Origin of the sequence: Desulfovibrio piger ATCC 29098 (assembly GCF_000156375.1) — a bacterium.
Taxonomy (GTDB): Bacteria; Desulfobacterota; Desulfovibrionia; order Desulfovibrionales; family Desulfovibrionaceae; genus Desulfovibrio; species Desulfovibrio piger.
Genome location: NZ_DS996353.1, coordinates 21,368 through 40,716, shown reverse-complemented (window position 1 = coordinate 40,716; position 19,349 = coordinate 21,368). Strand labels below are relative to the sequence as shown.

16 protein-coding genes are annotated in these 19,349 nt (G+C 65.6%); 13 read left to right on the top strand and 3 right to left on the bottom strand.

Annotated elements, in window-relative coordinates; translation table 11 throughout:
• Positions 1-63: 63 nt before the first annotated feature.
• Both DESPIG_RS01740 and DESPIG_RS01735 read left to right on the top strand, forming a co-directional pair.
• The gene (locus DESPIG_RS01740; RefSeq protein ID WP_006004290.1) at positions 64-1,281 is read left to right on the top strand and encodes a dicarboxylate/amino acid:cation symporter; all 1,218 of its coding nucleotides are present in this window, start codon (positions 64-66) and stop codon (positions 1,279-1,281) included.
• Between the two features lie 303 nt (positions 1,282-1,584).
• The gene (locus tag DESPIG_RS01735; protein WP_006004289.1) at positions 1,585-2,511 is read left to right on the top strand and encodes a LysR family transcriptional regulator; all 927 of its coding nucleotides are present in this window, start codon (positions 1,585-1,587) and stop codon (positions 2,509-2,511) included.
• Between the two features lie 367 nt (positions 2,512-2,878).
• On the opposite strand, the gene DESPIG_RS01730 is transcribed toward DESPIG_RS01735, so the two are convergent.
• Together DESPIG_RS01730 and mgtE are read right to left on the bottom strand one after the other, a co-directional pair.
• Positions 2,879-3,547: a response regulator gene (locus DESPIG_RS01730; RefSeq protein ID WP_006004287.1), complete on the bottom strand. Its 669-nt coding sequence runs from the start codon at positions 3,545-3,547 to the stop codon at positions 2,879-2,881.
• A 33-nt stretch (positions 3,548-3,580) separates the two neighbouring features.
• Complete coding sequence (gene mgtE / locus DESPIG_RS01725; protein ID WP_239463818.1) at positions 3,581-4,903, bottom strand: magnesium transporter; 1,323 nt, start codon at positions 4,901-4,903, stop codon at positions 3,581-3,583.
• A 305-nt stretch (positions 4,904-5,208) separates the two neighbouring features.
• Between mgtE and nadC the strand changes: the two genes are divergently transcribed.
• The 11 genes from nadC to DESPIG_RS01670 all read left to right on the top strand — a co-directional run bounded on the left by nadC (position 5,209) and on the right by DESPIG_RS01670 (position 18,114).
• Positions 5,209-6,081, top strand: coding sequence for a carboxylating nicotinate-nucleotide diphosphorylase (nadC, locus tag DESPIG_RS01720; protein WP_006004283.1), 873 nt, complete (start codon positions 5,209-5,211; stop codon positions 6,079-6,081).
• Between the two features lie 23 nt (positions 6,082-6,104).
• A complete protein-coding gene (nadA, locus tag DESPIG_RS01715; RefSeq protein ID WP_006004282.1) occupies positions 6,105-7,175 on the top strand; it encodes a quinolinate synthase NadA in 1,071 nt (356 codons plus the stop codon).
• A 21-nt stretch (positions 7,176-7,196) separates the two neighbouring features.
• Positions 7,197-8,795 (top strand): L-aspartate oxidase, encoded by a 1,599-nt coding sequence (gene nadB / locus DESPIG_RS01710; protein ID WP_006004281.1) that lies wholly within the window; start codon positions 7,197-7,199, stop codon positions 8,793-8,795.
• A gap of 171 nt (positions 8,796-8,966) precedes the next feature.
• Positions 8,967-10,508: a hypothetical protein gene (locus DESPIG_RS01705; protein ID WP_006004280.1), complete on the top strand. Its 1,542-nt coding sequence runs from the start codon at positions 8,967-8,969 to the stop codon at positions 10,506-10,508.
• A gap of 264 nt (positions 10,509-10,772) precedes the next feature.
• Positions 10,773-11,966: a class I SAM-dependent rRNA methyltransferase gene (locus DESPIG_RS01700; RefSeq protein ID WP_006004278.1), complete on the top strand. Its 1,194-nt coding sequence runs from the start codon at positions 10,773-10,775 to the stop codon at positions 11,964-11,966.
• A 21-nt stretch (positions 11,967-11,987) separates the two neighbouring features.
• Positions 11,988-13,175: a pyridoxal-phosphate-dependent aminotransferase family protein gene (locus tag DESPIG_RS01695; RefSeq protein WP_006004277.1), complete on the top strand. Its 1,188-nt coding sequence runs from the start codon at positions 11,988-11,990 to the stop codon at positions 13,173-13,175.
• A 79-nt stretch (positions 13,176-13,254) separates the two neighbouring features.
• Positions 13,255-13,551, top strand: a complete 297-nt coding sequence (locus DESPIG_RS01690; RefSeq protein ID WP_006004276.1) for a DUF1844 domain-containing protein — start codon at positions 13,255-13,257, stop codon at positions 13,549-13,551.
• Between the two features lie 11 nt (positions 13,552-13,562).
• Positions 13,563-14,615, top strand: a complete 1,053-nt coding sequence (argC, locus tag DESPIG_RS01685) for an N-acetyl-gamma-glutamyl-phosphate reductase (RefSeq protein WP_040369044.1) — start codon at positions 13,563-13,565, stop codon at positions 14,613-14,615.
• A gap of 12 nt (positions 14,616-14,627) precedes the next feature.
• Positions 14,628-15,719: a hydrogenase formation protein HypD gene (gene hypD / locus DESPIG_RS01680; RefSeq protein ID WP_006004274.1), complete on the top strand. Its 1,092-nt coding sequence runs from the start codon at positions 14,628-14,630 to the stop codon at positions 15,717-15,719.
• A gap of 163 nt (positions 15,720-15,882) precedes the next feature.
• Entirely contained in the window at positions 15,883-16,890 is a 1,008-nt protein-coding gene (gene hypE, locus DESPIG_RS01675) for a hydrogenase expression/formation protein HypE (protein WP_006004273.1), read from the top strand.
• A gap of 222 nt (positions 16,891-17,112) precedes the next feature.
• Positions 17,113-18,114 (top strand): homocysteine S-methyltransferase family protein, encoded by a 1,002-nt coding sequence (locus tag DESPIG_RS01670; RefSeq protein WP_006004272.1) that lies wholly within the window; start codon positions 17,113-17,115, stop codon positions 18,112-18,114.
• 169 nt (positions 18,115-18,283) lie between these two features.
• On the opposite strand, the gene cobI is transcribed toward DESPIG_RS01670, so the two are convergent.
• Positions 18,284-19,006, bottom strand: coding sequence for a precorrin-2 C(20)-methyltransferase (gene cobI / locus DESPIG_RS01665; RefSeq protein ID WP_040369061.1), 723 nt, complete (start codon positions 19,004-19,006; stop codon positions 18,284-18,286).
• Between the last annotated feature and the right edge of the window lie 343 nt (positions 19,007-19,349).

The following is a 19,349-nucleotide window of genomic DNA, read 5'->3' as shown; positions in this document are numbered from 1 at the left end:
ACTGTCGGCAACAGTATCGTGACATTACGCAACACGCAGTGAGGTTCCTATGAGCGCAAGAAAATGGGCCTGCCCCTGCAGATGGGCATCGGCATGGTTTTGGGCATACTGGTGGGCACGCTGGCCCCCAAGCTGGGCATCAGTGCCGCCTTCTTCAAGCCTTTCGGCGACCTGTTCATCAATCTCGTCCGCATGGTCGTCGTGCCCCTGGTGCTGGCCACCCTGGTCTCCGGCGCCGCCAGTGTGGGCGATGTAGGCCGTCTGGGCCGGGTCGCCGCCAAGACGCTGGTCTTCTATTTCGCCACCACGGCCCTGGCCGTGGCCATCGGCCTTGTCCTGGGCAATATCTTTCAGCCCGGTGTGGGGCTCGACCTTTCCACCGCCAACCTGAGCGCCAAGGAAGTGGCCGCGCCTTCGCTGGTGCAGGTGCTCATGGGCATCGTGCCCCTGAACCCCGTGGACGCCCTGGCCAAGGGCAACATCCTGCAGATCATCTTCTTTGCCGTGCTGGTGGGCATGGCCATCAGCCTGTGCGGTGATAAGGCCAAGCCTGCCGCCGCCTTCTTCGACGCCATGAGCGAGGTCATGATCCGCGTCACCAGCATGGTCATGCTCTACGCGCCCATCGGTGTCTTCGCCCTCATGGCCTACACCGTGTCCAACCACGGTCTGGAAGTGCTGCTGCCGCTCATCAAGCTCATCGGCATCATGTACCTGGGCTGTCTGATCCACGTCATCATCACCTACCTGCCCTGTATCCGCTACGCCGGTCTCAAGCCCGGCACCTTCTTCCGCGGCCTGAGCGCCCCGCTGCTCACCAGCTTCACCACCTGTTCCAGCGCCGCCGCCCTGTCCACCAACCTGACCAGCGTGCAGAAGCTGGGCGCTTCCCGCAGCGTCTCCAGCTTTTCCATCCCGCTGGGCAATACCATCAACATGGACGGCACGGCCATCTACATGGGCATCGTGACCATCTTTGCCGCCGAGATCTACGGCATGCCCCTGCCCCTGGATCAGCAGATCTCCGTGCTGCTCATCGCCCTGCTGGCCAGTGTGGGCACCATGGGCGTGCCCGGTGCGGCCCTGATCATGCTCTCCATGATCTTCACCCATGTGGGCATCCCGCTGGAAGCCATCGCTTTGGTGGCCGGTATCGACCGTGTCATGGATATGGCGCGTACCACCATCAACGTGCTGGGCGACGCCACCGCGGCCATCTTCATCTCCCGCACGGAAAACGATTTCGATCCCCAGCGGGGCGCCGCCCTCCAGGACGAATAAGTCCCGCTGCCGCACAGGGAGGTTCCGGGAAGAGGCAGGCCCCGCACCATGCGGGGCCCCTCTCCCGGATGTCCCTTTCCCGGAAAGTCCCCCTTCCGGTACGGACATGGACAAGGGCAAAAGGCGCCTGTATCCTCTCTGGTCAGGCCCCTGCCGCATCCAGCCCCGCCCGGCGGGGATTTTTTGTATCCGCTCTCCGGCCATGCGGCCAAACGTGCCGGTCTTCCGCCGTCCCTGACCGGGGCGGACGGTAATGGCACCAGCCGCAGACGCCCCACCTGCATCCCGGCAAAGGAGCATCGTATGGAATTGAGGACCCTCCGCTATTTCTTGGCGGTCGCGCAGGCAAAGACCATCTCCGCTGCTGCCGAGGCCCTGCACGTGACCCAGCCCACCCTGTCCCGGCAGATGCAGGAGCTGGAAGAAGAGCTGGGCAAGACGCTTTTCCTGCGCGGCAAACGGAGCATCACCCTGACGGAGGAAGGTACGTTTTTCCGCAAACGGGCACAGGAGATCCTCAGCCTGCTGGAAAAGACCACCGCGGAACTCAGGGCGCCGGACGAGCTGTTGAGCGGGGACATCCATATCGGCGGCGGCGAGACCGACGCCATACGTCTCCTCGCCCGGGCCGCGCGCCGCATGCGGCAGGATCACCCGCACGTGACCTTCCACATCTTCAGCGGCAATGCCGAGGACGTCATGGAAAAGATAGACCGGGATCTGGTGGATTTCGGCCTCTTCATCGAGCCCGTGGATCTTGCGGGCTACGAGTTCTTCCGTCTGCCGGTCAAGGACCGCTGGGGCGTCCTGATGCGCAAGGACGCGCCGCTGGCAGCCCGGACGTCCATCACGCCTGCCGACCTGCGCGGCCTGCCCCTGCTGGTCTCCCGGCAGAACATGGTCAACAACGAAGTCGCGGGCTGGCTGGGCGAAACGCACGATGCCCTGCAGGTGGTGGCTACCTACAACCTGCTCTACAGTGCTTCGATCATGGTCGAGGAAGGCATGGGCTATGCACTTTGCCTGGACAGGATCATCCGCCTGCCGGAAAACGGTCCGCTCTGCTTCCGCCCCCTGCGTCCGGCCATGGAAGTGGGCCTGAACGTGGCCTGGAAAAAGCAGCAGCTCTTCTCCAAACCGGCCAGGGTCTTTCTGGAGTACCTGAAGGCCTCGCTCTGGGGCGGGCCTGTTCCTGAAGACACAGCCCGGGACGCCTCCACTCCGGCGTAAGGCCTGCTGCGCCAACGCCATGCTCCCGCAGGGCCTTGCGTATGCCGGCTTTTATCCCGCTCCTGCCCGGAAAGGGGCAGGCATACGGGAACAAGACCGCTGCCGTTATGACGTACCACGGCAGGGACAGCCGCAGGATCGAGACAGGGTTGCCGCGGGCACCCCAAGCAAACATGGTCGGCGGATATGGCAGGTGATCGGAGCAAGAGCGGGAAGTCTGCCGGGAAGGCAGTCCGCCACGGCAAGAGAGGGCTTGGAGCGGCAGGCCCCGAGAGGAAGGAGACGCCCCCTGCAAGCCCTGCCGCACGGGACGGCCGGAAGGGGACCACACAGGGAAGGCTCTGGAAGGACAGGCCCGAAAACCGGGCTATAGCGAGACCAGGCCCAGACGGATGGCCATCTTGGTCAGTTCGTTGATGGAGCTGGCGCGCAATTTGGTCAGCACGCTGTACTTGTGGGTCTCCACGGTCTTGGGGCTGATGTTGAGGGCATCCCCTATCTGGCGGACGCTGTAGCCGTCGGCCAGCAGGCGGAAGATCTCCTTCTCGCGCGGCGAGAGCATGCCGATGTCCGGCCCGCCCTCGGCGGGGCTGAGGCGCTGGCGGTTCTGGCGCATGAGGGCCGCCATGCAGCCGCCGGGGTCCGCACAGCTGAGGAAGACCTCCCCCTGCCGCACGGCATCGATGGCCTGGAGCAGGACGGACGGCGGATCGCTTTTGCAAACGTGGCCCATGATGCCCAGCTGGATGAGCTCCAGCAGATGCCGCTGGTCCTCGTGACCGGTATAGATGAGGATGCGCGTCTCGGGCCGGATCTGGAGGATGGCGCGGCTGGCTTCCACGCCGTTCATGCCCGGCATGGAGATGTCCATGATGACCAGGTCGGGAGACAGGGTGGCGGCCAGGCCCACGGCTTCCTTGCCGTCGGGGGCCATGCCGGCCACACGCAAATGGCTGTGGGGGGCCAGCAGGCTGCGGATGCCCTCCATGAGCAATTTGTGATCGTCCACCAGCAGGATGCGGCAAACGTCGTGCATGGCTACCTGCCTTTGCGTTGTGTACGGGCAGGCCTAGAAAAGGAACATGGTGGCCAGCCCGAGGAAGATGAAGAAGCCCGCGCCGTCTGTGATGGTGGTCAGGAAGATGCTGGAAGCCTGGGCCGGGTCACGCCCCAGGGCACGGAAGATGAGGGGGATGGAACCACCGGCCACCGCGCCCAGCATCATGTCGCACAGCAGCGCACCAGCCATGACCATACCCACCAGCGGGTTCCCTGTGAAGCCCCAGGCGCCGCACAGGGCCAGCATGGCCATGAAAAGGCCCGTGACCAGGCCGATCTTGGCCTCGCGCAGCACGGCCATCCAGGCTTTTTTGGTCTCGAAGCGGTCCGTGGCCAGCTGCCGAATCATGACGGCCAGAGCCTGCTGGCCGGTGTTCCCGGCCTGGTTGGCCACCATGGGCATGAGCACGGCCAGGGCGGCCATCTGGGCGATGGACCCCTCGAACATGTAGACCACCGATGCCGAGAGCGCCGAATTGACCATGTTCACCACCAGCCAGGGCAGGCGCTTGCGCACGCTCTCCTTCCAGGGGGTGTCCACGCTTTCTTCGGGGTCGGCGCCCACCATGCCCAGCATGTCGGCGCTGGCCTCTTCGTGCATGATGTCCATGATGTCGTCATAGGTCACCACGCCCATGATGTGCCCCTCGTAGTCCACGACGGGCATGGCAAGATAGTTGTAGTGCGACAGCAGGTTGGCCACTTCGCCCTTGTCCATGTCATAGGGCACGGAGACCACGCTCTGGCCCGACACGGCATCGCCCACGATGGTCCCGGGGCGCGCCAGCATCAAGTCGCGCAGCGAAAGCACCCCCACCAGCTTGTCGTTCTTGTCCACCACATAGGCGTAGTAGGGGCTTTCCTTGTCCTCCATCTCGCTGCGGATGTGGGTGATGGCCTCGTCGGCCGTCATGTTCTCTTCCAGCAGGATCAGCTCGGTGTTCATGACACCGGCTGCGGAGTCGGGGTCGAAATTCAGCAGGTTGCGCAGCTCTTCGGAGTCTTCGCGCGTCAGCTTGCCCAGCAGGACGTCACGGTGTTCCTCGTCCAGCTCGTCCAGCACGTCGGCGGCGTCGTCGGGCTCCATCTCGGCGATGATCTGGGCGGCCACGTCGGCATCCAGGTTCTCCAGCACGTCCACGGCCACACTGCCTTCCAGTTCGGCCAGGGCCTCGGCGGCGTCTTCCGTGGGCATGTGGCGCAGGGCGCAGACCTGCTTTTCCAGGCTCAGGTTCTCCAGATGGTCGGCAAGGTCGGCGGGGTGGACGAATTCGGCCTCGTCCCCCAGCTCGCGGCAGGCCTCGGGTATGCTTATGCCATGTCCTTCCGCCATCCCGTCATCTTCGGGGATCGGGTTCGCCATCTGCGGCCGGTCGTCTGCGGTCTGGGTCTTCTCTTGTTCACTCATGGCAATCAGCTCCCTCGTCTGTACGCGTGCCGGGCCTCTGCCTGCCCGACGGACTTCTCCCACAACACGGCGGTATCATACAGCATCTTCGTGACAAAAAGAATGCTTTTTTGCTGCGCTGTTGTGAAAAAGCTCTCAAACTTGACGCGCCCCAACGGGCCATTTATCACTATGTAATGCCGTGCTTATGCGCAGGGCTTACCATGCACACCATAGACGGGACAAGAAGAATGTTCACACCCTGGAGCACGTTTTTTTCCGACGAAGGCCGACGCTACCTGCGTCGCTCCATAGAACTGGCCCTGGATGAGGACGGCCCCGACCTGACCGCCCAAGGCCTTTTTGCCGCCGACGCGCCCATGCATGCCGTCATCCGCGCCAAGGAAGACACCCACGTGGTGGGCCTGCCCGTCATCCACGAGGTCTTCGAGGTCATGGGCGCCGATCCGCACGTGGAGATGCTGGTGGAGGAAGCCTCCACCGTCCCGGCCATGACCGAGGTCGTCCGCATGGATGGCCCGGCCATCGTCCTGCTCAAGGCCGAGCGGGTCATCCTCAATTTCATCACCCACCTTTCGGGCATCGCCAACCTCACGGCCCGCTACGTGCACGAGCTGGAAGGTACCGGGGTCCGCCTGCTGGATACCCGCAAGACCACGCCCTGCCTGCGCTGGCCCGAAAAATACGCCGTCCAGGCCGGAGGCGGCTGCAACCACCGCAAGAATCTGGTGGAGATGCTCATGCTCAAGGACAACCACATCGACGCCGCCGGTTCCATCACCCGCGCCGTGGCCCGCCTGCGTGAGACCTACTCCCCCTGCCCGCCCATCGAAGTGGAGTGCCGCACCCTCGACCATGTGCGTGAGGCCGTGGCCGCCGGGGCCGACCGCATCATGATGGACAATATGGGCGTCCCCCTGCTGGGCCAGGCCCTGGAACTGGTGCCCGCCCACATCGAGGCCGAAGTGAGCGGCGGCGTGACCCTGGAGACCATCCGCGACATCGCCCTTACCGGCCCCCGCCATCCCGATTTCATTTCTGTGGGCCGCCTGACGCATTCCGCCGTGGCTGCCGACTTCAGCATGACCCTGGCCAACGCCTGATCATCCCCAACCCGAAGGAAACCATGTCTCGATTCTCCGACGCCATTACGGCCATCAAGCAAGGACTGGGCGACCGCCTGTGCATCATGGGGCATCATTACCAGCATGATGATGTGGTGCGGCATTGTGATGTGACCGGGGACTCCCTGGAACTGGCCCGCCGCATCGAAGGCATCGATGCCGAACATATCGTGTTCTGCGGCGTGTACTTCATGGGCGAATCCGCGGCCCTGCTGGCCAAACCGGGCCAGAGCGTGCATCTGCCCGCCTGGGACGCCAACTGCATGATGTCGCTCATGACGCCGGCCGGGCTCGCCCGCACCGTACTGCTGCAACTGCAGGCCACAGGGCGCAAGATCGTGCCCCTGGCCTATGTGAACACCACCCTGGCGCTCAAGGCCGTGGTGGGCGAATTCGGCGGGGCGGTCTGCACCTCGGCCAATGCCCGCACCATGCTGGCCTGGGCCCTGGAAGAAGCCGGGCCCGACGGTGCCGTGCTCTTCATGCCCGACAAGCATCTGGGCCGCAACACGGGCCTGCAGCTGGGGCTGGGCCCCGATGACTGGCATGTGCTGCGCCTGAGCGGCAAAGACGGTCTGGCCGAAAGCGAACGCCGGCCCGGCAGCGCCGCCGCCAGCCGCCGTCTGCTGCTCTGGCCGGGTTGCTGTGCCATCCACGGCCGTCTGCGTCCCGAAAGCGTGCAGGCCGCCCGGGCCGCCCATCCCGGCTGCCGCGTGCTGGCCCATCCCGAATGCCGTCCCGAGCTCATCGGCCTGTGCGACGGCTCCGGTTCCACTTCCTACCTCATCAAGGAAGCGGAAAAGGCCGCCGGCGAAGGCGGCACCCTGGTCATCGGCACGGAGACCAACCTCGTCCACCGCCTGCGTGACCGTTTCGCCGGACGTTGCCGGATCGAACCCCTGGCGCCCGCCATCTGCCCCGACATGGCCAAGGTCACCGAAGAGAACCTGCTGGCCTGCCTGCAAGGCGTCGCTGCCGGCACAGCCCCCATCATGACATTGCAGGACGAGCAGCTGGCGCCCGCCCGGGCATCCCTGACCCGCATGCTCCAGGTATGCGCGGCCCAACGCTAGCGCAAGAAACAAGGAGTCAAGATGAGCTCGACACGTCGTCACGTCACCATCCTGATCATCGGTTCCGGCATCGCCGGTTGTACTGCCGCCCTTACCCTGGCCGATGCCGGGCGTGACGTGCTGCTCATCAACGCCGGTCCCGACCTGGACGACGGCAACACCCCCCTGGCCCAGGGCGGCATCATCTACAAGGCCGCGGATACCCCCCGTGACGCCGAAGCCCGCGCCCTGGAACACGACATCCTCGTGGCGGGCCACCGCTACAACAACAACCGCGCCGTGCGCTTCCTCTGCCGTCAGGGGCCCGACTGCGTGGACAATGTGCTCATCGAACGCGCCGGGGTCGATTTCGACCGTAACGAAGACGGCACCTACAACCTCACCCGCGAAGGCGGCCACGGTGCCCACCGCATCCTCCACAAGGCCGACTATTCCGGCCGCGCCCTCATGGACGGCCTGGCGGCCCAGGTGAAGATCCATCCGCGCATCACCTGCCTGCACAACCATTCGGCCATCGACCTGCTGACCACCCACCACCACGCCAAGAACTCCCAGTACCGCTACAGCGTCACCAACCGCTGTCTGGGGGCCTACGTGCTCAATGCCGAGACCGGCGAGCCCGAGACCATCCTGGCCGACTGGACCGTCCTGGCCACCGGCGGCGTGGGGCAGGTCTTCCTGCACTCCACCAATGCTCCCGGCTGCGTGGGGGCGGGCATCTCCATGGCCTTCCGCGCCGGTGTGGAACTGGCCAACCTGGAATTCATGCAGTTCCATCCCACGGCCCTGTATGAGGAACGCAGCTACCGCCGTCCGCTCATCACCGAGGCCATGCGCGGCGAAGGCGCCCGCCTGCTGGACGACAGAGGCGATGCCTTCATGCTCCGCCACGACAAACGCGGCGACCTGGCCCCCCGTGACGTAGTGGCCCAGGCCATGGTGGAAGAGATGCTGCGCCGGGGCGTGCCCTGCCTGTACCTGGATGTGAGCGGCGTCAAGCAGGATCTGCCCACGCGCTTCCCCACGGTCTTCAACCAGTGCCTCGAGATCGGCATCGACATCCGCAAGGAGCCCATCCCCGTGGTACCCGCGGCCCATTACTTCTGCGGCGGCATCCTCACCGATACCTTCGGCCGTACGTCCATGCCCGGCCTGTATGCCATCGGCGAATGCGCCTGCACCGGCCTGCACGGCGCCAACCGTCTGGCCAGCACCTCCCTGCTGGAAGCCGCCGTCTGGGGCCAGAGCTGCGGCCAGCATCTGGCGCGCATCACCGCCTCCGGCCGCGAAGCCATCCCCCGCGCGCTGGCGGCCGCCATCCCCGACTGGCGCCACGAAGGCAACGAACATCACGATGACCCGGCCCTGGTGGCCCAGGACTGGGCCAACATCCGCAACACCATGTGGAACTATGTGGGCATCTCGCGCTCCAAGGCCCGCCTGCGCCGGGCTTTCGAAGATATGCGCGATCTGGTGCGCCACATCCACGACTTCTACAAGGGCACGCGCATCTCCAAGCCGCTGGTGGATCTTTTCCACGGCTCCCAGACGGCCTACGTCATCACCCAGGCCGCCATGCGCAACAAGAACAGCATCGGCTGCCACCACCGCGTGGACTAGCCCTTCCCCTTCCCTGACGATGAAGCGCCGTGACCTCCGGGCCACGGCGCTTTCCGTTCCCCGCGCCCCCTGGGCATTTTTTCTGTACAAGCAGCCGGAGCCCGGCTATTTTGAAAAAAGCCCCACCCTCACAGGTGGCCATCCATCCTTTTTGCCCAAGGAACTACTGCCATGTCCAAAACAGCGAAAGGCCTGTTGGCCGCACTCATCATCTGTGTCCTCGCCGTCGTGGGAGGATTGTTCGCCTGCAAGCCCCTGGTGGAACAGGCCGTCCGGGATGTCCTGCGCACTGCCAATCCTGATGCCGCCATCTGCAGCGTGGAGACGGTGGACATCAATCCCCTGAGCTTCACCCTGAAGCTCGGCAACATCCATCTCTCTGACCAGCGCACGTATGACACGACCCTGAAAGAGATCTCCTTGACGCTCAGCCCCCGCTTCGTCCTGGCCTGCGTGCCCTTCCTGCGGGACAGCATCCTGCCCGCCACAGGGGACGCGCCCCTGTTCTCCAGCGCCACGGGGCGTGATCTTATCGAGAAGTCTCTGATACCGGGGGATTCCGTGACCTGCACGGTGGAGGGGCTCTCCTCCGGTCCTGTGGCCATGGACGCCGCCGTGCTCAAGCGTCTGCTGGACGGGCAGCAGGTGCCCGAGGGCGAACTCATGATCGCCGCCATCGCGGAAAAGGTCACCTACGGGCCCATCCGCATCAGCAACACGGTTCCCGACGAGCAGATGCAGAGCTCCATCGCCGCCGTCAGCATCGAAGGCGTGGACCGCCGCACCTGGAAGCGGATGACCATGGATGCCACCGAGGTCACCATCCGGTCCGAAGGCGCGCTCAAGATGGACAAGCTGGAGAGCCGCGACATCTTCCTGCCCGACGCCGACTGGTTCGGGCGTTTCCTCAGCCTTGTCCGCCGTACCGGTGACACCGGTATCGACGAATTCCAGCTCCAGCTCGAAGCCCTTCTTATGGAAATCGCGCGGCCCCAGAAGGATGCCGCCGGCAAGCAGATGATGACCCGGCCCTTCTTTGGTCAGCTGACTGTCAAGGAAGTCGACATCATCGAATCGCCCGGCAGGAAGAACGAGAACCTGTTCCATGCCGGCGAGATGCGGTTCGACTGGCTGGGGCTCGCCCCCCATCATTTCAAGAGCAGCCTGACCTGCGACTTTTCCACGAAGCCCCTCCGCGGGATGATCGCCATCCCGGGCAAGGAACGCATCGCCCTCAAGTGGCAGGACGACACCCTGGAAAAGCCGGATGCTGCCGGTCAAAGCTGCCTGCGCCAGACGGGCCGCCTGAGCCTGGAAGGCCTGGTCGATCTGGACTATGCCTACAACTTCTTCAGTGAAGACCCGAGCATGATGGATGCCGCCATCTCCGACCTGTCGCTGGATCTGCACGACCACGGCCTGACGGCCGTCCTGGCCTACAATATCGATCCCCGTCCCGAGGCCATGGAAGCCATGATGCCCATGCTGGGCGCCTCGTTGAGCAGCGATCTCAATGACCCCCGGGATGCGGAAGCCATCCAGACCTTCCTGGCCCGCCCCGGCACTCTGTCCATCCGCAGCGAGGACCCGGCCCGGGTCATGCCCTGGATCCAGTTCATCGATGCCGCCGCTCTGGGCCGCATGCTGGTATTTACCGCGACGCCCGGCGAAAAGTCCCTGCTGGAGCAGATGAAGGCCCTTACGGCCAACTAGGCCCTGACCGGCCGCAGGGGCCCGCCGCTCCTTTGGCCCTGCCCTGACTGACAGGAACACTCCCTTTGGGGAGCGTTCCTTTTTTCATGCCCGCGACACACGGCACGGACGCGTCCGGCACCGGGCCAGGCTCCCCTCCCGCAGGGCACAGGGGCATCATGGTGCTGGCGAAAAATCCTTTTTTCAGCCATAGTCATCTGTGCGGCATCGGACAGGATGCCTCCTGCCCGCGCCGTCAAACTTTTTTGCCCATCGGGAGTTACCATGAAGACACTTTGGCTGAAAAAAGAGGAAGACCGCCGCATCCGTGCCGGCCACCTGTGGATTTTCAGCAACGAGATAGACAGCGCCAAAAGTCCCCTGCCCGACTTTGAGCCCGGCGAGAACGCCACCCTGCGCGACGCGCGCGGGGCCGTGCTGGGCAGCGTCTTCGTCAACCCGCATTCGCTCATCTGCGCCCGCCTCTACAGCCGCAAGGCCGACCTGCCCCTGGACGCCGACCTGCTGCGCCAGCGCCTGCAAAGCGCCCTGGGCCTGCGCCAGCGCCTCTACAACCAGCCCTGGTACCGCCTGTGCCACGGCGAAGGCGACCTGCTGCCCGGCCTGGTCATGGACCGCTTTGGCGATCACCTCACCGTGCAGGTCGGCACCTGGGGCATGGAAGCCCGCAAGGAAGAGCTGCGCGAAGTGCTGGGCGAACTTTTGCAGCCCCGCTCCATCCTTTGGGACAACGACATCGCCGCCCGTTCGCTGGAAGGTCTGTCCCGCGAGAACGAAAGCGAGGGCCCGGTGCCCGATGTGCTGGAAGTGCCGGAAAACGGCTGCATCTTCCGGGCCCCCCTGCAGGGTGGCCAGAAGACCGGCTGGTTCTATGACCAGCGCCGCAACCGCCGCGAGGCCGCCCGCTACGCCGCGGGCGCCGACGTGCTGGACATCTTCTGCTACGCCGGCGGCTTCGGCGGGACGGCCGCCGCTGCCGGGGCCCGCTCCGTGACCTTCCTGGACGCCTCACCGCAGGCCCTGGCCCTGGCCACGGAGAACGCGGCCCGCAACGCGCCCGAACTGGCCCGCACCAAGGCCATCGAAGGTCTGTGCGGCGATGCCTTCGAACGTCTGGCCGAACTGGATGCCCAGGGCCGCCGTTTCTCGCTCATCTGTCTCGATCCGCCCGCCTTCATCAAACGCCGCAAGGACTTTGCCCAGGGCCTGGCCGCCTACCGCAAGATCAATGCCCTGGCCATGCAGCTCTTGACGCCGGGCGGTGTCTTTGTAAGCTGTTCCTGTTCACACCACCTGCCCGCCGAGTCCCTGCGTTCCTGCGTGCAGCAGGCCGCCGCCCGCCGCAAGTGGCAGGCCCGCATCCTCTATGCGGGCGGACAGGGTGCGGACCATCCCGTGCATGCCGCCATGCCCGAGACGGCCTATCTCAAATGTTTCATCGCGCATCTGCTGCCGTAAGCGGCGCATAAAGGACGCATCATGCTCAACAAAAAACGCCTCCTGACCCCCGGCCCCACGCCCCTGCCCGAAGAAGTCCGCCTTGCGCTGGCCCAGGACATGATCCACCACCGCAAGAGCCAGTTCAAGGAAGTCATGCAGCGCGTGCAGGGCCACCTGCGCGAGCTTTTCGGCACCACGCAGCCCGTCCTGCCCCTGTCCTGCTCCGGCAGTGGCGCCATGACCGCCGCCGTCTACAACCTGTTCGCCCCCGGTGAGAAAGTGCTGGTGGCCGAAGCCGGCAAGTTCGGCGAACGCTGGGTGGAGATCGCCCGCTCCCGCGGTCTGGAATGCACCGTGCTGTCCGCCCCCTGGGGCCAGGCCGTCAAGGCCGGGGACGTGGCGGCCGCCCTGGATGCCGATCCCGACATCCGCGGCGTGCTGATCCAGATGTCCGAGACCTCCACCGGCGTGCTCCATCCCGTGCGCGAGGTGGCGGCCATCACCCGCACCCGCAACGTGCTCTGCGTGGTGGACGGTATCTCCGGCGTCAGTCTCTCCCCCTGTCCCATGGACCAGTGGGGCGTGGACTGCCTGGTCACCGGCTCCCAGAAAGGCCTGATGCTGCCTCCCGGCCTGGCCCTGCTGGCCCTTTCCGCCCGTGCCTGGGAAAAGGCCGAAAAGACCGGCACCGGCTGCTTCTATTTCGACCTGTGCCGCGAGCGCGACAACGTGCTCAAGAACCAGACCCGCTTCACCACGCCCGTGAACCTCATCGTGGGCCTGGACGTGAGCCTGAAGATGCTGCTGGCCGGCGGTCTGGACGCCATCTACCGCAAACAGTGGGCCCTGACCATGTTCACCCGTGCCGCCGTCAAGGCCATGGGCCTGGAACTGCTGGCGCCCGAGGACTTCGCCTGGGGCATCACCAGCGTGTTGCTGCCCGAAGGCGTGGACGGCAATGAGGTCCTGCGCCTGGCTGCCGAAAAGCACGGCGTCTACATGGCCGGCGGACAGGACCAGCTCAAGGGCCGCATCGTGCGCATCGGCCACATGGGCTGGGTGGACTGGGCCGACGTGGCCGCGGGCCTCTACGCCCTGGAACGCAGCATCGTGGACGCCGGCGGCTACATCGGCGCGCGCAATTACCTCGAACAGGGCCTGGCCGTGTACCGTGCCGCCCTCGAAGTGGCGCCCGGCACGCCCGTGAGCTGCCCCGCCGTCAGATAGATCACAGCAGCGGCCGCTGCGGCGGCCGCACCGCTCCCGGGCCCCGGACGGCCCCGGAGCGCATCAGCAGGAGAACAGCATGAGTCAGAACCAATGCGGCTGCGGCGGCAAGGGCCCCCTGCCGGAAGTGACCTTCTCTACCTTCGTCCTTTCCCTGGCGTCCGCCGCCCTCGTCCATTTGGGCGAAGTGGCCGACCCCGAGACCGGCCAGACCAGCCAGCAGCCGGAACTTGCCCGGCACAGCATCAGCATGCTGGAGATGCTGCATGAAAAGACCACCAAGGGGCTGGACGAACAGGAGCGCAAGATGCTGGAGAGCATCCTTTACGAATTGCGCATGAAATACGTCATCAAATGCGGCCCGGACAGCAAATAAAGGAGAGGGAGATGAAGATATTCAAAGTGGGTCTTGTGGGCGTCACCGGGTACACCGGCATGGAACTGGCCCGGCTGCTGGCCAGCCACCCCCGCATGAAACTGGAGATGGCCTGTTCCCGCACCGAATCCGGCCTGCGCCTGGGCGAGTTCTATCCCTTCCTCGAAGGCCTGCCCGGTTCTGACGTGGTCATCAGCATCTTCGATGCCAAGGAAGCCGCCCGCCGCTGCGACCTGGTCTTCCTGGCCGTGCCCCACGGCAAGGCCATGGAGATGGCCGGAGAACTGCTGGAAGCCGGGACCCGCGTCATCGACCTTTCCGCCGACTTCCGCCTGCGCGATGTCGATGTCTATGAAGACTGGTATGTGCCCCACACCCGCCGCGAGCTGCTGCCCGAGGCCGTCTACGGCCTGCCCGAGCTCTACGCCGCCGAGGCCGCCAAGGCCCGCCTGATCGCCAACCCCGGCTGCTATCCCTCGTCGGCCATCCTGGGCCTGTACGCCGCCTTCAAGCATGGCCTGATCTCGCCGGACAACATCGTCATCGACTCCAAGTCCGGCACCTCCGGCGCGGGCCGCAAGCCCGTGGTGCCCTCCCTGTTCTGCGAGGTCTACGACACCTTCCGCGCCTACGGTCTGGGCAAGCACCGCCATACCCCCGAGATCGAGCAGGAATTCAGCCGCGCCGCCGGCTGCGACGTGCGGGTCTCCTTCAACCCGCATCTGGTGCCCATGGTGCGCGGCATCCTGTCCACCATCTACACCACCCTGCGCAAGCCCGGCACCACCCTGGACGAAGTGCACGCCGCCTACTGCGAGACCTGGGCCCAGAGCCCCTGGGTCCGCGTGCTGCCCAAGGGGAAACTGCCCGAGACCCGCTTCGTGCGCGGCAGCATGTTCTGCGACCTCGGCCTGGTGGTGGACCCGCGTACCAACCGCCTCATCGTGGTCTCGGCCATCGACAACCTCTGCCGCGGCGCTTCCGGCCAGGCCCTGGCCAATGCCAACCTCATGTGCGGCCTGCCCGTGGACTGCGGCCTCAACGCCGCGCCCATGCTGCCCTAGCCGAGGCCTGCCATGTCCCTGAGCTCTCCTTATCAGGACCCCGCGCTCTGCCGCGCCCTGCTGGACCGCCTGCAAACGGCCCTGGACGGCCGCGAGCTGCGCTTTATGGAAGTTTGCGGCACGCACACCGTATCCATCTTCCAGAGCGGCCTGCGCTCCCTGCTGCCCAAGGAAGTCACGCACCTGTCCGGGCCGGGCTGCCCCGTCTGCGTCACCCATGACGCCGAAGTGGCCGCCTTCCTCGATCTGGCCGGTCGTGACGGCGTCATCATCGCCACCTTCGGCGACCTGCTGCGCGTGCCCGGCCCCGGCGGCCGCAGCCTCAAGCACGCCCAGGCCCAGGGGGCCCGCATCGAGATCGTCTACTCGCCGCTGGACGCCCTGAACATCGCCGCCGCCAATCCCGGCGACACCGTGGTCTTCCTGGGCATCGGCTTCGAGACCACCGCGCCCACCGTGGCCGCCACCCTCATGATGGCCGAGCAGCGCAAGCTGGACAACTTCTGCGTACTTTCCCTGCACAAGCTGGTCCCGCCCGTGCTGCGCGCCCTGCTGGACGACAAGGACGGCTGCGGTGTCCAGGCCTTTTTGCTGCCGGGGCACGTCTCCACCATCCTCGGTCTGGAGCCCTACGGCTTCCTGGCCTCGGAATACCGCGTCCCCGCCGTGGTGGGCGGCTTCGAGCCCGTGGACATCCTGCAGGCCCTCTGCATCATGGCCGAACAACGCCGCGACGACGCCCCGGCCGTGGTCAATGCCTACCAGCGCGCCGTCAGCGACCAGGGCAACCCCCGCGCCCGCGCCCTGCTGGAGACCTACTTCATACCGTCCGACGCCCTGTGGCGCGGCCTGGGGCCCATCCCGCACAGCGGTCTGGCCCTGCGGCCCGCCTACGAACGCTTCGACGCCATGAAGCGCCTCGACATCACCCTGCCGGACGTGCCGCCCCTGCCGGGCTGCCGCTGCGGGCAGGTGCTCAAGGGACGCATCACGCCGCCGCAATGCCCCCTGTTCGGCAAGGCCTGTACCCCGGCCAGCCCCGTGGGGCCCTGCATGGTCTCCACCGAAGGCAGCTGCGCGGCCTACTTCAAGTATATGGCTTAGGAGCGGGATCTCTCCGGCTGTCCATGCCGCATCAGCCTGAGCGCCAACATGGACAGCCGCAGCATCCTGCTTCTGGACAGACGGGGAAGGGGCACCTTCCCCGTTTTTTCCGGCCCGCGCCGCAGCGACGCCCGGCCGTAACCCCAAGACTACCGGGATCATCATGGACGATCGCATTCTGCTGGATGCAGGCAGCGGCGGACGCGCCTCGCAACGGCTCATCTCCCAGTGCTTCATGCGCCATTTCTCCAACCCCCTGCTGGACCGCATGGACGACGCCGCCCTGCTGGACATCAAGGGCCCGCTGGCCATGAGCACGGACTCCTACACCGTCACGCCCCTCTTTTTCGCCGGGGGCAGCATCGGCACCCTGGCCGTGCACGGCACGGTCAACGACGTGGCCATGCTGGGCGCCCGGCCCCGCTACCTGAGCTGCGCCTGCATCATCGAGGAAGGCCTTGAACTCTCCATCCTCGACCGTGTGGTGGCCGACATGGCCGCTGCCGCGCAGACCGCCGGCGTACACATCGTCACCGGTGACACCAAGGTGGTGCCGCGCGGCATGTGCGACAAGATCTTCATCAACACCACCGGCGTGGGCGAGATCTTCGCCTCTCCCGTGCCCTCCGGCCATGCCGCCCGTCCCGGTGACGCCGTGCTGGTCAGCGGCGCCCTAGGCGATCACGGCCTCACCGTCATGGGCAGCCGCGAAGGCCTGTCCTTCCTCACCGACGTGGCCTCGGACTCCGCGCCCCTCAACCACATGATCGCCGACATCATCACCGCCTGCGGCGAGGTCCACGTCCTGCGCGACCCCACCCGCGGCGGTCTGGCCACCACCCTCAACGAGATCGCCGAGCAGTCTTCCGTCTGCATCGACATCGAGGAAAGCCTGCTGCCCGTGCACGAGAGCGTGCGCAACGGCTGCTCCTTCCTCGGGCTCGATCCGCTCTATCTGGCCAATGAGGGCAAGTGCATCTGCATCCTGCCCCAGGACAAGGCCGAAGCCGCCCTGCGCGCCATGCAGGCCAGCCCCTACGGCAAGGAAGCCGCTATCATCGGCCGCGTGGCCGAAGACGGCAAGCCCGGCCAGGTGCGCCTGCGTACCCGCATCGGCGGCCAGCGCCTGCTGGGCATGCTCGAAGGCGCCCAGCTGCCGCGCATCTGTTAGAAGAGAAAGGCAGGATGCGGGGGAGGGAGGACCTTTTGTGGACAAAAGGTCCTCCCTCCCCCCGCGCCCCCTCCCTTCCAAAAAACTTTGCTCCGGCCCGGATGGCCGGTCCCCGCCGCTGACTGCTGACTGATGAGATAAGCCGCCCCATGTGCGGGAAACCTCTATTGCGACGTTTCGACGGCAGCAGCCCGAACGTACAAGCCTAAAAAAAACCTCGGCATGGAACCCACCACCACTCCACCGTCTACAAAACGGCCCCTGTCCCTGGTTCGCTGTTTTGAACGTCACGATGCCCTGCTGCTGGAAGGCGCGTTGGGCGAACGCCTCAAGCGGGAATACGCTCTCACGCCCGATCCGCATGTAGCGCTGGCCGCCTTTGTGCGCAGTGAGGCCGGACGCCACGCCCTGTGCGAACTCTGGCAGGGCTACTGGCAGACAGCGGTCCGTTACGGCCTACCCTTCCTCGCTACCACGCCCACCCGCCGGGCCAACAGGGAACGGACGCGGCAGGCCGGGGAAGATGAGGGCCTGCTGCGCGACTGCATGACCCTGCTGGCCGGGCTCAAGGCAGGGTGGGAGAGGACGCCCACCTACACCGGCGGTCTGATGGGCTGCAAAGGAGATGCCTATACGGGCGAAGGCGCTCTGGACGAAGAGGACGCCCGGCGCTTTCATGCTTGGCAAGCCGATATTCTGGCCGATGCCGGAGCGGATTTCCTGTACGCGGGCATCATGCCCACCCTGCCGGAAGCCCTGGGCATGGCGCGGGCCCTGGCCGCCACCTGCCTGCCCTATATCATCAGCTTCTCCCTGTTGGACAAGGGGACGCTGGTGGACGGCACCCCGCTGCATACGGCCATCCAGCACATCGACAGCCGCACGGAACGTCCCCCGCTGTGCTACATGACCAACTGCGTGCATCCCGACATCGTCCGCAAGGCCCTGCTCCAGCCCGTTAACCGTACGGAGCTGGTCCGGCGACGTTTTCAGGGCATCCAGGCCAATGCCGCACCTCTGGAATATGCGGTCATGGACAACGCTACCAGCCTGCTGACCTCCGCGCCGGACGACCTAGCCCACGGCATGCTGGGCTTGCGGGAACTGACGGCCATGAAGATATTTGGCGGCTGCTGCGGTACGGACGGACGCCATCTAGAAGCCATCGCCCGACGCTTTTCCCTCCGACGATCCGCGACGCCGGACAGCGGTACGGGAGCCTGACACGCGGTTACATGCAACGCGTGCGGCAGAAAACACCCCATTCCGCGCATCGTGTGGGCCTGCGCTGTAGACATGTCCTGAGCATGCGACGTCCTTTGTTTTGAAATAAGGATGGCCCCATCTCCATAGTAGAGGCCTGAGCGGAGCAGACGCGAAAGTCAGGACGGGCTCAGGCGTCCTGTCCCGAACCTTTCCGGCTCAAGATCAGGGACATGTACGGCGGGGTGCCCTCTTCGGCAGCCACCGTGGTCACGGGAGCCAGACGCTCTTCGGGCTGCTCCACATGACTGGCCATGAGGCCGCTCTCAAGGCGTCCGCTACGGCGCAAGGATGACACGATGGCCGGGAAGTTGCGGTAGGCCTTGAGGATGACGGCGGAATCGGCCTGCTCCAGCGTTTGGGTCAGGCTCTCTTCGTCCCGGATACCGGGGATGATGCACAGGGTCTCGTGGCTTTCGCACAAAATGGTGCGGGTACGCGCGGCCGCCGCCTGGAACGACGTGATGCCCGGTATGATCTCCACCGGCAGGGACTCGTCCAGCTGCCGGAGCGTTTTCAGCAGGTAGCCGAACGTGCTGTAGACCAGCGGGTCGCCGATGGTCAGGAAGGCCGCATTCTCGCCGCCGCGCAGCACATCGCGCGTGATGCCCGCCGCTTTTTCCCACGCCGCGCGCAAGGTGGCCCTGTCGTGGGTCATGGGGAATTCCAGCCGCTGCAGGCGCACGTCCGGCCGCAGATGGGGACGGGCCGTCTCCAGCGCCCGCGAATAGTCGTTGCGCGGCGAGGCAGCCGCCAGGATCACGTCCACCCGGCGCAGGGCCTCCACGGCACGCAGGGTCAGCAGATCGGGAGCGCCGGGGCCCACGCCCACAGCGTACAGGGTTCCTGTCATGGTCATCTCGTATCGTTGCGGGCTCATGCCCGGTTACAGACTGTTTCCTTCATCTCTCCGCAGGGCAAAACAGGCCGCCGTTGTGATGGAACGCGGCAGTCTCTCCCCTGCTCATCCTTTCAGGGCAGCTTAACGTCCGGCAGGTAACATGCCTGTCCGAAGCACGGCCCTTCAAAAATCTGGTCCGATCCCTCCCCGGAGCCTGGCGGTACCCCATCCTTTCTCCCGGAGACAGCCCTCTGTTTTCCTTTCTCTCTTCGCGAAGACTGCATTTTACCGTGAAAGCACAGCTCCAATCAGCTCCTGCCCTCTCCTCCCGGAGACCGCCGGCACGGCAATACTC